Annotated in this window: 16 protein-coding genes; 6 read left to right on the top strand and 10 right to left on the bottom strand. The window is 36.0% G+C overall.

Annotation, left to right across the window (positions count from 1 at the left end):
* Nucleotides 1–152: 152 nt before the first annotated feature.
* Complete coding sequence (locus MUA40_RS02690; RefSeq protein ID WP_016426283.1) at nucleotides 153–869, bottom strand: CPBP family intramembrane glutamic endopeptidase; 717 nt, start codon at nucleotides 867–869, stop codon at nucleotides 153–155.
* A gap of 144 nt (nucleotides 870–1,013) precedes the next feature.
* Here MUA40_RS02690 and MUA40_RS02685 point away from each other — a divergent pair, with 144 nt between their 5' ends.
* Nucleotides 1,014–1,367 carry a hypothetical protein gene (locus tag MUA40_RS02685; RefSeq protein WP_016426282.1) on the top strand — a complete coding sequence of 118 codons (354 nt, stop codon included), beginning with the start codon at nucleotides 1,014–1,016 and terminating at the stop codon, nucleotides 1,365–1,367.
* A 111-nt stretch (nucleotides 1,368–1,478) separates the two neighbouring features.
* On the opposite strand, the gene MUA40_RS02680 is transcribed toward MUA40_RS02685, so the two are convergent.
* A complete protein-coding gene (locus MUA40_RS02680) occupies nucleotides 1,479–2,867 on the bottom strand; it encodes an amino acid permease (RefSeq protein ID WP_167732738.1) in 1,389 nt (462 codons plus the stop codon).
* A 319-nt stretch (nucleotides 2,868–3,186) separates the two neighbouring features.
* On the opposite strand from MUA40_RS02680, the gene MUA40_RS02675 reads away from it, so the two are divergent.
* From MUA40_RS02675 to MUA40_RS02665, 3 genes are all read left to right on the top strand, one after another.
* On the top strand, nucleotides 3,187–4,038 hold the full coding sequence (locus MUA40_RS02675) for a formate/nitrite transporter family protein (protein WP_016426280.1): 852 nt from the start codon (nucleotides 3,187–3,189) through the stop codon (nucleotides 4,036–4,038).
* A 204-nt stretch (nucleotides 4,039–4,242) separates the two neighbouring features.
* Nucleotides 4,243–4,581: a hypothetical protein gene (locus MUA40_RS02670; RefSeq protein ID WP_016426279.1), complete on the top strand. Its 339-nt coding sequence runs from the start codon at nucleotides 4,243–4,245 to the stop codon at nucleotides 4,579–4,581.
* Between the two features lies 1 nt (nucleotide 4,582).
* Nucleotides 4,583–4,765, top strand: a complete 183-nt coding sequence (locus MUA40_RS02665; protein WP_126496247.1) for a hypothetical protein — start codon at nucleotides 4,583–4,585, stop codon at nucleotides 4,763–4,765.
* A 166-nt stretch (nucleotides 4,766–4,931) separates the two neighbouring features.
* Here MUA40_RS02665 and MUA40_RS02660 read toward each other — a convergent pair whose 3' ends face one another.
* The 3 genes from MUA40_RS02660 to MUA40_RS02650 all read right to left on the bottom strand — a co-directional run bounded on the left by MUA40_RS02660 (nucleotide 4,932) and on the right by MUA40_RS02650 (nucleotide 6,631).
* Entirely contained in the window at nucleotides 4,932–5,123 is a 192-nt protein-coding gene (locus MUA40_RS02660; RefSeq protein WP_016426277.1) for a hypothetical protein, read from the bottom strand.
* Between the two features lie 119 nt (nucleotides 5,124–5,242).
* Entirely contained in the window at nucleotides 5,243–5,518 is a 276-nt protein-coding gene (locus MUA40_RS02655) for a hypothetical protein (protein ID WP_016426276.1), read from the bottom strand.
* A gap of 177 nt (nucleotides 5,519–5,695) precedes the next feature.
* Nucleotides 5,696–6,631, bottom strand: a complete 936-nt coding sequence (locus MUA40_RS02650) for a bile acid:sodium symporter family protein (RefSeq protein ID WP_262569848.1) — start codon at nucleotides 6,629–6,631, stop codon at nucleotides 5,696–5,698.
* A 201-nt stretch (nucleotides 6,632–6,832) separates the two neighbouring features.
* On the opposite strand from MUA40_RS02650, the gene MUA40_RS02645 reads away from it, so the two are divergent.
* Together MUA40_RS02645 and MUA40_RS02640 are read left to right on the top strand one after the other, a co-directional pair.
* On the top strand, nucleotides 6,833–7,360 hold the full coding sequence (locus tag MUA40_RS02645) for a hypothetical protein (protein WP_262569847.1): 528 nt from the start codon (nucleotides 6,833–6,835) through the stop codon (nucleotides 7,358–7,360).
* A gap of 288 nt (nucleotides 7,361–7,648) precedes the next feature.
* Complete coding sequence (locus MUA40_RS02640) at nucleotides 7,649–8,029, top strand: transposase family protein (RefSeq protein ID WP_262569846.1); 381 nt, start codon at nucleotides 7,649–7,651, stop codon at nucleotides 8,027–8,029.
* Nucleotides 8,030–8,410: 381 nt separating this feature from the next.
* Here MUA40_RS02640 and MUA40_RS02635 read toward each other — a convergent pair whose 3' ends face one another.
* The 5 genes from MUA40_RS02635 to MUA40_RS02615 form a co-directional block, all read right to left on the bottom strand.
* Nucleotides 8,411–8,917 carry an SRPBCC family protein gene (locus MUA40_RS02635; protein ID WP_126496114.1) on the bottom strand — a complete coding sequence of 169 codons (507 nt, stop codon included), beginning with the start codon at nucleotides 8,915–8,917 and terminating at the stop codon, nucleotides 8,411–8,413.
* A 117-nt stretch (nucleotides 8,918–9,034) separates the two neighbouring features.
* The gene (locus tag MUA40_RS02630; protein ID WP_016426271.1) at nucleotides 9,035–10,336 is read right to left on the bottom strand and encodes a Na+/H+ antiporter NhaC family protein; all 1,302 of its coding nucleotides are present in this window, start codon (nucleotides 10,334–10,336) and stop codon (nucleotides 9,035–9,037) included.
* A gap of 213 nt (nucleotides 10,337–10,549) precedes the next feature.
* A complete protein-coding gene (locus MUA40_RS02625; protein ID WP_262569844.1) occupies nucleotides 10,550–11,680 on the bottom strand; it encodes an amidohydrolase in 1,131 nt (376 codons plus the stop codon).
* Nucleotides 11,670–12,212 carry a SulP family inorganic anion transporter gene (locus MUA40_RS02620; protein WP_262569843.1) on the bottom strand — a complete coding sequence of 181 codons (543 nt, stop codon included), beginning with the start codon at nucleotides 12,210–12,212 and terminating at the stop codon, nucleotides 11,670–11,672. Before MUA40_RS02620 ends, MUA40_RS02625 begins: the two co-directional genes overlap by 11 nt.
* Entirely contained in the window at nucleotides 12,199–12,870 is a 672-nt protein-coding gene (locus tag MUA40_RS02615; RefSeq protein WP_262569842.1) for a SulP family inorganic anion transporter, read from the bottom strand. Before MUA40_RS02615 ends, MUA40_RS02620 begins: the two co-directional genes overlap by 14 nt.
* Nucleotides 12,871–13,103: the final 233 nt, after the last annotated feature.

Raw genomic sequence — 13,103 nt, 5'->3', positions numbered from 1 at the left:
TGGAAGCATTGGTTTTTTATAAATTTACAAGATGTCGTCATATTAGAATTTCACTTTTGTATGTCGGCGATAACTGGTATACATTGAGACATAACATGACTCAATGTATACCCTTCATTTACGAATAACAATGTACAATGAAGCTGTCTCTATTAGAAAAAGCTAATCAAATTGTTTAACATGTGAAATGCAATAGAGACACCTAAATTACGACCACTCTTCATATATAAAAAGACAAGCGGGATTGAAATAATAAGGTAATCCACGATTTCAAAAGGAGAAGCTGCACCAGTAACGTGAATTGCTGCAAATAGAATTACTGAAACAACCGCCATCACATTAAAATTAAGCTTCTTACCTAACTCACCAATTAAAAGATGTCTAAAGAATATTTCTTCAAGAATAGGGCCTATTATTACAATCAATAAAAAGTTAAAGGGCAGAAGTGCTGGAATATCCATTAATGCATCTAATGCTAGTTCATTTTGTGTCGTATCATATTGATAACGTTCGGGTATAAAATGAAATACATAATTGTAGCCGTATAATAATATCAAAGTTACAATATATGTCCCCACTATCCATAATCCGTACTGTTTGACGCCTTGAACACTTCTTCTGAATCGCTGTTTCATCTCTTTTCGATGTAATAAATAAAAACTCATTATCACTGTAAGATATGCAAGTATTGAAGAAATTACTTCCGATACATCTATATAAATATCATTGAAAAATTCATCTTTATTTATTCCAAAAAGCAACATTATCGCCAATGAAACTGTAAACCCAAAAAAGAGTGTTGTCACAAATAAAATAGGGATTAACCATAAGTCTCGCCATGCGATGGCTTTCCAACTATATTTTGACATTTTGAATCCTTTCTACCGCAATCATTTAAATTTTTGCTTTACTCATATGACAATTCCATTTTTAAAATTACATTTTTATAAAAGCCATATAAAATTATTAGCATCATGTTATACTATATAATATTTAATGAAAGGAAGGCAACTATGATTCAAAGGGATATACCCAATAGTATGCAAGCGTTCAAAAATCTTGTAGCCTTGCAAAAAATAGTTTTAAATTTTGATCTTATCTATCAAAAAGATCCAGACGAAGCCAACGTCTTGTTAACAACACTTCAAAATAAAGTGACACGCTTATTTGAAAGCCTCCCTCATCCTGATGATATTATCTTACCGACAACATATAGTTATGAGATATATTATGCATGTTTACACAATCTCTACCATAATCCACTCGTTCTCATCGATTTTGGCAGTCAAAGACGCGTAAATAACGGGTACCTTCACGTGATTAATCAAGCTGCAGCCCATTTTAATATTTCACATTGTGATTACTAACCCCATTACAAAAAGAAGCGAGACCTCTTCAAAGGACCTCACTTCTAAACAAGAACTCAGTATTGATACCGAGTTGAATATTTGATTTTTTATACCGATTTTGTCTCACTCTTACAATTTCAATTCTTCTTTATCACGTTTATGATAACCGCGTAAAAAGAAAAATACAGCCATAAATCCTAAGAATAAGAAACCGATAATCACAGATACACGTGTTTCATCATTAATTACCATACCTACTAATACCATTAATAAGAATGCGATTGTTAAATAGTTACTTACAGGCGCAAATGGCATTTTAAAAGGATGATTTTCGATTTTTTCCGGATATTTCTTTCTAAATTGTATATGACTCAATAAAATCATAAACCATGGAATCATACCTGGTAAAATTGAAGCACTGTAAACATATACAAAAATACTCTCTGATCCTTTAATAATCATAGGTAATACAACATTTAAAATGACACCAATGAGTATCCCTGTAGACACGGCTAATACCGTATAGAAAGGCACACCATTTCTCATAACTTTTGTAAAAATCGCTGGTAGTTGTCGATGTTGTGCAAGTGTAAAAATCATTCGGCTTGAGCTAAAAATACCTGAATTACATCCTGACATCGCAGCTGTAATAACGACAAAGTTGATTAACCCTGCTGCAATGGTAATCCCAACTTTTGCAAATGTTGCGACAAATGGACTACCAATATCATGTAACTCGTCCCAAGGATACACAGTGACAATCACAAAAATAGCACCGATATAGAAAATTAAAATACGCCAAATGACGCCGTTGACAGCCTTTTTAATATTCTTTTGTGGATCTTTCGTTTCTCCTGCTGTAATACCGATTAATTCAACCCCTTGATAAGAACCGATAACAATTGATAAAGCAAAGAAGAAACCTAACCAACCATTTGGCATAAAGCCACCGTGTGCAGTTAAATTACTTAAACCGATTGGATGTCCTCCGTTCCCTAATCCGAAGAAAATCAATCCAAATCCGGCAATAATCATTAATATAATTGTGACGATTTTAATCATCGCAAACCAAAATTCAAACTCACCAAATGCTTTTACAGATACGGCATTCGCTACAGTTAAAATAACAATTACAATAATACCTGGAATCCATGATGGCAATTCTGGCCACCAAAACTTCATATATTCACCGACTGCAATTACTTCAGACATACCTACTACTATCCATTGAAAGATATTCGCCCATGCAGTGACATAACCTGCAACTGGATGGATGTAATCTGTTGCATAATTCGCAAATGATCCGGTAGATGGATCTAAATAGACCATCTCACCCATTGCACGCATAATTAAAAACAAAAATAATCCCGCAAGTAAATATGCAAAAATAACAGATGGCCCCGTCCAAGCAATTGTGCTCGAAGCGCCCATAAATAATCCGACGCCAATTGTACCACCTAGCGCAATCATTTGAATCTGTCGTGAACTCAGACCTCTGTGTAACTGGTTTTCTTCCATTGCTTCCATCTCCTTTTAACCCCTACTTATAAAATGATGTTGCACCGTGCATGTCGCTATTATACTACAATTGAGATTGCTGTGGAGAAAAAATTATCACCCTATTTATCTTTGTTTTAAAGAAATATAATACTTTAAAAAAATTGCAACAAATTGAAGTTTGAAATATAACTCAATTTCTAAACATATATGTTCACATCTTTTTGGATTGCCAAAAGTTGTTGAAATATTGACACAACCCCTTATTGTGAATGTATTCACATTTTGTTATGAAATGTTTATACTATGGTAGAAAATTGAAGAAAGGAATTTCTAACACATGAAAGAAACAAACATAAAATGGGATACAATCTTCTACGGTCGCAAGTGGGTATCAAACATCATTGACACGATTCAAAAGAAAGATATTTTACAAAGCTTTTATCTGAGGCGCTATTTATTAAGAGCCATGATGGCAGGATTTATTATTAGCATTATTGCAGTATTCGTTTTAATGGTAAAAACAACTTTTACACCTGATGTCGCACCTGGTGTGGTCAATATGGCAGGTGCCATTACCTTTAGCTTCGCCCTTGTTTTAATTCTATTTACAAATTCAGAATTATTAACGAGTAATTTTATGTATTTTACAGTTGGACTCTATTACCATCTTATTCGACCTTCGCGTGTGTTAAAAATCTTTTTCCTTTGTTTCCTAGGAAATATTTTAGGAGCGATTGTGTTATTTGGCTTAATTTCACTGACAGATGTCATGACAGTAGAAATGCTTGAAATGCTTAATCATACGGTTCAAGTAAAATCCATTCAATACAGTTTTCAAAACATACTGGTTCGTGCTATTTTCGCCAACTTTTTTATTAATATCTCACTTGTCATTGCAATGCAAATTGAAGACGTTATGGCTAAAATGTTTGTCATGATGTTTGGTGTAACGATTTTCGCTTTTATGGGTTACGAACACGTTGTTTATAATGCATGTCTATTCGTTGCTAGCTTTATTTATCAAACAGAGGCATTTCATATTTTCCATGTATTAAAAAACTTAGTTGCTGCCTTTATCGGTAATTATATCGGCGGTGGTTTAATTATTGGACTCTTCTATGCCTATTTAAATGATCATGGTCAATTTAAAGTGATTAAAAATCAACAAGTGAATGACAATATCGAATAATGGCAGCTATAAACTCAGTCTCAAAACTTATTTCAATATTTTGATTCAGTCGTGTCGTATAGCACAAAACTAATATTGGTTTCATCTCTTAAAAAGCGAGCCGTTCACCTTGACTCGAACAAAACTGAATGTCTTTCAAGCGAGCCGACGTTCAAAACTTTTCGTGTTATAATGGTATCAATTCATTGCACAAGGAGTTAGATTATGGACAAAGCACGCATCATCAAAGGACTGATTATCGCTTTACTTTTAGGTGTTTTTTTCTTTGTCATCAATGTCAATCAACATGGCATTTCGCCCGTAGCATTAGCAACTAAATCTATCATGGTTGCTGTCGTATTTGCAGTCTTATATATTTTGACATTCAGTATTTTAAGTTCAGATGAACGAAAACAACTTTTTGGCCCTCCTTTACTGATTGGTCTCATTATTGGACTCTTAGCAGGCATGCTTTTTAATCAGCCGCTCATTGGCTGTTTGATAGGTATTGTACTGGGTATTGCGGTTGGATGGATTCGTTATCGTATGAAAAGGAGAGATTGAGATGTCGACACAAACGATTGGATTTATTATTATTGGCATTTTGCTATTGAGCTTTGTACCAAATGTTTACATGCTTTACAAAACATCTAAAGAAGGTAATCAAAATATACGTTACCAATTAATGGTTGGTGTGGACGCTATACTATTAGTATTAATTATTACAGCTATCATTTTGTTGACTTAATGCATCAGTTGGACACTGTTTGAAACGCGTCAAAACAGAAAAAATGATAACAACAATGCTTTTAATATCATCGTATATTATTAAACCCGAGCTTTTCGTCAAATCACGAAAGACTCGGGTTCACTTATAACTGAGCCATTTGACTCAGATTGTTTTAAAATCATTATTAAATTTTCCCTTGTAAAAAGAAATAGTAGATTACAGTGGCAAATACCGCATAAATCATAAGACCAACAATGCCCGAAAGTACATGAACACGTATCGGAATATGTTTTTGAAAACGTGGTGCAAGCACCAAGTTACCTACTAAAATAATGAGTGGTCCAACTATAAAGAACAAGATTGCCTCTAAACTCATAATTTACACTCCTGTATCGCTATCGTTTTAGCACGATATCCATGTGCGTTTTTATCTTACCATGCCATTGTATCTTAGCCTATACCGTTTAACTAAAAAAACGAGCCGCCCTTATTTTCTTAAGAGACGGCAGGTAAAATGATAAAAGAAATGATTCCCATGATAACGATGGACAAAGGAAACACAAGAGACTGAATCAAATGGACTTTTGCTGGTGGCAAAGCTGCTCTCAGTAACCATGACTCAATCGCAAAATTGATCACTGTTAATGTCACTGTCATTGATAAGACCAACACGAAGCCATTTTGAAACTGAGCAATAAACCCAACAGATAATAACAACATCATTAATAATACAGTGAGCGTTATAAAATAATTTTGAAGGACTTTGACCATCGTTTCACAACCTTTCCTAGCCTACTTTTCGATATATTCAAATCATATTTTCGCACAACCTAACAAAAAAGTAAAATATGCTTTACTAAAGTTATTGCTAAGCTAAAAAAGTTTTGTTCTGATTCGTTCAATTGTTGGACATCTTTCTTATGGTTGAGACAAGTGCTTCTCCTTGATTTATAACTCCAAATCTTCCTTTGCTCTAGCCGCCCAATAACGTGCAAGTAATGGGCCTGTCACTAAATGAATAAAACTAAATACCGCTCCTGGTACTGCAGCTAATGGATTAAAATGAACCGTTGCCAGTGAGGCAGCTAATCCAGAATTTTGCATTCCGACTTCGATTGCTACTGTCTTTTTATCTTTATAATTAAGTTTAAAAAGATGTGCTAAAGCATAACCAATTGTATAACCGAGCACATTATGTAAGATGACGACAACAAAGATGAGTATCCCTGTTTCCACAATCAAAGCTTTACTAGAAGCGACCACCGCACCTAAAATAATAGAAATCGCAACAACAGAAATGAGAGGTAAAATGTCCGTCCCTACATGTGCAACACGCTTCATATATTTTTGAATAAGAATACCTAAAAGCAATGGAAATAAGACAACTTTTACAACTGAAAGAAACATTGCAAGTAATGAAACATTCATCCATTCCCGAGCAAGTAGAAACATCAGAACAGGTGTCAAAATAGCCGCTAAAATTGTTGAGATTGAAGTAATCGTAACGGATAACGACACATTCCCTTTAGCGAGATAACTGACAACATTGCTCGATGTTCCGCCTGGACAACAGCCGACGAGTAAGACACCGATGGCGATATCAGCGGGTAGATGAAACAATTTTACAACGGCGTATGCAGCAAATGGCATAATCGTATATTGCAAAAATACGCCGATAATCACGGGTTTGGGTTCTTTTAAAATGAGCTTAAAATCATCCAAAATAACGGTCAATCCCATCCCTAACATAACAACACCTAATAAATAAGGAATGATGCCTCCAAAACCTATAAAAATGCTGGGAACAAAAAATGCGAGTAGACTTGCCAGTAACATCCAAAATAAAAATGTTCGAGATGCAAATTGGCCAATACGTTGTAACATGGGCTTCACTCCTTAATTGTTATAATAATCTGAATATTAGCATAATTATAGATAGCTCACAACCTCTTTTTTACACTTATCCAACTAAAATAACGAATCAATATCGTCCAATACATTTTATTTTTACATCTATAGTCTTACTGATTTCAAAAATTTATCATGCTACAATAGATATGAGAAAAATTTAAATGAGGAATTGCAATGATTATTGATAAACTAGAAACTTTTATTTTAAATATAGATCAAATGCACCATCGTATGGCGCGACGTAAATTGTTGAAGTTACTACGTCAAGCTAACCTCCAAGTCGTCATTCATACTGAATGGATTAAGCATCAACAAAAGCACATGCTTAAGATTCAAATTCCTAAGCGTGCGCTTCCTTATGTCATCAGTTTTATCAGCTTTCACCATTATCGTATCTATCAAATCGTGCCTCTATCATTACTCGAATTAATGGAGCCCCTTCAACTCCGACCTCGTGAAGAAAGTCGATTTGAATTACACATTGATGGATTGAATGATCCTTTTATTAAAGATAAAGTCATTGATATTTTAAATGTCTTTCAAAACAAACGTATTCACTATAGCTTTGCAAAAGACAAACTGAAAGTCACAACAACGCCAGAAGTGCTTTGTCAACTCATTGCTACGTTAGCAACGCGTCATATTGATATTTGCCAAGCAAGCGCACCTGCTCGTTGTTATCGTCAATCTCGTATTTCTTAGTGCGGTATAATGATATGTGCTCGATATGAAACCACTCACAATAAAACATCTGTTCATAAATTTAGCGGGGCAGAAATTGATTTCTGCCCCGCCTCATATAGACTCGCTCGAATTGTGCACAGCGGAATATAGACCGATGCATATTTCGAGCATTTTTCGTTATTTTAAGGTTCTTCATTTTTTATGGTGGGATGACATAAGTCATCCTGCTTTTTTGTACAAAAATAGCGCAAATGCCTCTATAATTTTAAGTGACTAAACCAAAAATAAAGGAGACATATTGCGCCTATGTGTAATGATATATTAAAGTTACTAAAAATTAAAGATAATAATATTAAAATCACTAAAGTTGAAGAAGATGTAGTTATTAGAGGTAAGAAATCTAACGTCATCTTTGGTACCCTTTCATACAAGCCTATGACTTGTCCTCACTGTTATCATACGAATCCAAACCGAATACACAAACACGGAAAACGTTTATCGCGAATTACTTTTTTAAGATTCCAAGAGATAGCAGTGTATTTAAATCTGTTAAAACAACGTTTTAAATATATGGATGGAAAGTGTTACGCTTCTACAGAAAGTATGAGGATATCATTGCTTATACGATTGGAACCCCTCAATTCAATAATGGTGCGATTGAAGGAATTAATCAAAAAGTTAAACTGATTAAATTTCATATGGCTATCGCAACTTTTATAACTTCAAAAATCGCATTTTTATTATTTTTAGACTGTATAAAAGATCAAAGAAAAAAGCAATGCCACTTTTCAATAGTGAAATTGCTTAAATAGATTGCGTACCGAGTCGAGACTCCCGAGGCATAGAGCCGAAACCGAAAATCCATTTTGGCTTCTTATGAGCTACAATAAAAGCCAAAATTAGTTGAGGTAAGGCGCCTGGGAAAGCGAGACTCGAAGAAGCAATCGGAAGTTTGCGACTTAATTATTATAGACACATAACCACCATATAAAGTGTACAGCCTATTTTAATAGTACATGCTTTTGTCAATGACGGGTCATTACTCCCGAAACTTAAAATAGACACGTTTTAATTTACATCTTGCTGCGCTTCTAGTTCTTGTTGTAACGTATCAAACATCAATTCAAAGCCATGTGCCGTATGATCGTGATAAGCTTTTTTCTTTTGCTTGTATTCTAAGTTTGTCAATCGTCTTTCTTTAGGTACTAAGCCTTTATAATAAAACGTCATCTGTGTAATGCCTGGACTTCTTTCTTCAAAGTAAACTTCAATTTCATCCGCTTCATCGCTAAACTCAGGCATTTGAATCGTTTGAATGATATGGGTATCTTCAACTAATGTTTGATAAACGCCTTCAATTTCTAAGCGCTTGCCTTGACGTTGATCAACGATTCTATAAGTGCCACCCTCGACTGGATGGTTTTCTATTTCTTGATTCGTACGACGTGAAGTCATAAACCATTCTTTCAATTGCTCTGGCTCTAACCAAGCACGATACGCGCTTGTTGGTGTCGTCTTCATGAGACGTACAAGTTTTATTTCAACCCATTCATTTTGCATATGCTTCACTTCCATTCTCCATACTTTTCCCGATGCACCCCATCATCTTTATTGTAACTTAAATCCATACGCATACCGAACAAATTGAACATCTCACAACCTATTCCTAAACTTTTATAAAGAGAGATGTCGCTATTTTTTGCGTTCTAGTCTTGGAAGGTTAAAAATGATAGCCACCACACCACATAAAGCAAGCATAATCGGATAAATAGAATAAGGTAACAGCATAACAGGCGATATACTCGCGACACCCGCTGCCGCAATCAACTGAGGACTGTACGGTACAAATCCTTGAAACGCACTGCCAAAAATATCCAAAATACTTGCCGATTTACGCGCATCGATTTGATACTCATCTGCTATCTCTTTTGCTAAGGGACCTGCCATAATAATGGAAATCGTATTGTTTGCAGTTGAGATATCTGCAATACTCACTAATCCCGCAATACCAAATTCAGCGCCACGTCTAGATTTAACACGACTTTTAACAAAGTTTAACAGCCAAGTAATACCTCCGTGGTGCTCAACAAGGCCAATCATACCACCAATCAATAAAGCAATCATGGCGATATCTTGCATACCTATAATGCCTTCCGATATCACTTTTAATAAACCTGCAAAACTAAATGCATGATCAATAAGTCCTATGACACCTGCAAGCGCAACGCCACCTAATAATACTAATATGACGTTCACACCGATAATCGCAAGAATCAATACAAGTAAATAAGGGATGACTTTAAACCATTCGTAATCATAAGTTTTTGTATGATCAATTTGATAGCCCATTGTGAGCCACCAGAGTAATACAATGGTGATCAGTGCACCTGGCACTACAATTCTAAAGTTCACTTTAAACTTATCACTCATTTGCGTTTTTTGCGTGCGAACCGCAGCTATTGTCGTATCAGAAATCATAGACAAGTTGTCTCCGAACATTGCGCCACCAACAACTGTTGCCATTGCTAACGCTGCTGGGATTTCGGTAGCTTGGCTAATCCCAAAACCGACGGGCGCAATCGCAGCCACTGTTCCAACGGATGTCCCCATTGAAATAGAGATAAACATACAAATGATAAATAGACCGACTATCAAGTAATTTTGCGGGATTAATGATAGACCTAGATTCACTATTGAGGTTACACCCCCCATAGCTTGGGCTGTCTTTGAAAACGCACCTGCAAGGATAAAGATAAACATCATTAAAATAATATTGGGATGACCTGCTTTTTGAGCAAACACTTCAACTTTAGTCGTCAATTTCTCTTGACGATTCATCATAAGTGCAACAACGACACCAATAATTGCGGCAACATTTAACGGCATAAAGGTGAAATCTTTCGTAATGATACCGGCGCCTAAAAAAATACTTATAAATACAACGAGCGGTGTTAATGCCCATGGATTATTTTGATCTCGATATGGTTTAGACATTTTGAAACTCCTTATTTATAAAAAGTATAGTCCCCTTTTTTTCAATTTCATCAACAGAATTAAACTTTCCTTATATCAAAATCATTCATTGTGCATCTGTCCTTTTAAACATCCCTTTAAAAATGACTTTAAAAGTCAACATATGATATACGTATTGATTTAAAATTGAATTTTACTGTTAAACAATACATGAAATCTAATTTAACATCAATGTCAACTTGAAGCCTCCCAAATCTCTTGAATTAAAGCCACAAAATAAGCTGGTACTTTTTCTAAAATGACTTCATTAGGATTGTATTGTGCATGGTGAAGCGGAAACTGACTTTCAGAACCTATCATCGCAAAGTGAACTGGCGCGATATCTTGATAACCTGAAAAATCTTCTCCTATCGTTAAGGCACGAGGTAAAACATCAGCTTGATACCCTACATGTTGCGCGCTTTTTAATGCTATTTGTTGTAAAGTATCATCATTAAACACCGCACCTGCTAAACGTTGGTAGTCTAACTCAACTTGAGCATCAAATTGGAGTGCGAGTCCTTCACAAATTTGAGTCATACGCGCTTCAACCTGATCCCTAATATCCTTTTTAAAACTTCGAACTGTGCCCTCTATCATAGCATCTTGTGGAATGACATTCCAAGTATGGCCACTATGCACTTGCCCGATTGTCACAACCGCTTCATCATGTGGGGCAATGTTTCGACTGACAATCGTTTGCAAACTCGAAATGAGCTGACTCAATATCACGTGAGGATCTTTCGCATTGTGTGGCATCGCAGCATGTGCACCTATACCATGGATTCGAATGATAAAACGATCCACATTCGAAGTCATAAATCCAGATTTAGCACGCCATTCACCTACTTTTAATGTTGGATCATTGTGAAATCCTAAAATTGTCTTCGCACCATCTAGCACACCCGTTTTGACCACTTCAAAAGCCCCTTCACTAATTTCTTCTGCGGCTTGAAAAATAACGCGAACACGGCTTTTCAACTGCGCTTCCTGTTCTTTCAATTGAATAGCTGTGCCTAATATGGCAGCCATATGAATATCGTGACCACAAGCATGCATTACATCTTTATTTTCAGAACGAAATTTTAATGCGGTTTGTTCTTCAATAGGTAAGGCATCAATATCAGAACGGATGACGATAAAGTCTTCCCCATGACCGATTTCAGCAACTAATCCTGTTGAAAGCGGCGTATTTAATATTTTTATATCATAATGTGTTAAAATTTCACGAATCCGCTGTGTTGTCTCATATTCTTGATTAGATAATTCTGGATTTTGGTGAAAGGCTCTTCGCCATTCAATGAGTTGATTCAGTTCAACTGGCATCGTTGCCACGTCCTTTCCTATCATTTTTAAATCGTTTTACAAGATAAAATATAAGCGTTCCTATCAGTACCCCTAAAGCTAATTGATGTGTCCCGATAATCAATAAGAAGGTAATACAAATGATGCCGAATTCGATCCAGCGTCTTTCTCTTATATAATCCAATGTTTGTTTTTCAAACGTCCCCATCGCAATACGCATCAGTACGATTGCTAAAACAACAAGTGGAATTCGACCAACAATCGGTCCTAAAAACATGAGAAATAGCAATAGCATCACGCCTGTCATAAAAGTCGATAATCGGGACGTTGCGCCAAGTTGATAGTTATATTTGGACTGTCCGACGAGCGCGCTGCCTCCGATACCACCGAGTAAACCGACAATCGCATTCGTTAGCCCTTGGCCAAATGATTCTTTGTTGATACTACTTTGACTATCGGTCAAGTTATCCATCATTTGTACAGTCAAACTGGTTTGAATCGTCGCAACGACAGCAAGCATTAATCCAAATAGTGCAACTTCAAATAAGGTCATCCAAGGTCATCCACTGTAACGGCACATCTGGAAACCCAATTGTAGGCATTTCAAAATGGAGCTGAGCCAAATCTTTCACATACTTCAAATCTAAGTTGAAACATCCCGCAATAAGTGAGAAAAATAGAATTGTAACTAAAGCAGCAGGAACACGTTCAGTAACGTGTGGTAGCCAAAATAGCATGCATAAACTTCCTAAAGCGATAATATATGTCAAAGCCGACTGACCTACAACATACTTAAGCTGAGAAGTGAGCAAAAGATAGCCAAGTGCATTCATAAAGCCAATGACCACTAGCACTGGAATTTTATGAATCATTTTTTCTACATGACAAAATGCAAACAGTATTTGAAAGAGCCCCATGACAATCATCGCTGCAATAAGCATTGCTACACCGTAACGATCATTAATCAATACAGCAACAATTGACACACCACTACTCGGGGCTGATACCATTAAGCGGCGCGCGCCAAGAAAACTGATGAGCATCATCATCAACGCAGAACTCAACAACCCGATAGTTGGACTGACACCGGCGATAAAAGAAAAAGCAATGGCCCCTGGTACCATCGCAAGTGCAACAAGCATCCCTGCGCTGATATTTTGGACGACGTTACCTCGCCAGCTATTTAAATAGGCCACTACATCTCCCCTCATACCTATTCCCCCATGTCTCGTATTCAGTTGTATTTATTGTATCAAATTTAAAAAGCTAAGTTGACAAATCGATACATTTTACGCATAAGTCTAATTGCGTTAATTATTAAGAGGCTGTGACATACATGCCAAAAATAAATAGCGCTAAGATGATTTTTTAATAGAAAATTTGTCTTAGCGCTTTTTTTATGATGAAACTTCGTATGATATTTATAAGTTAAGACTTCAGCTCT

The organism is Staphylococcus schleiferi (assembly GCF_025558325.1).
GTDB lineage: Bacteria > Bacillota > Bacilli > Staphylococcales > Staphylococcaceae > Staphylococcus > Staphylococcus schleiferi.
Note: the sequence above shows the minus strand (reverse complement) of the source record. Positions and strands in the feature narration are given on the sequence as shown.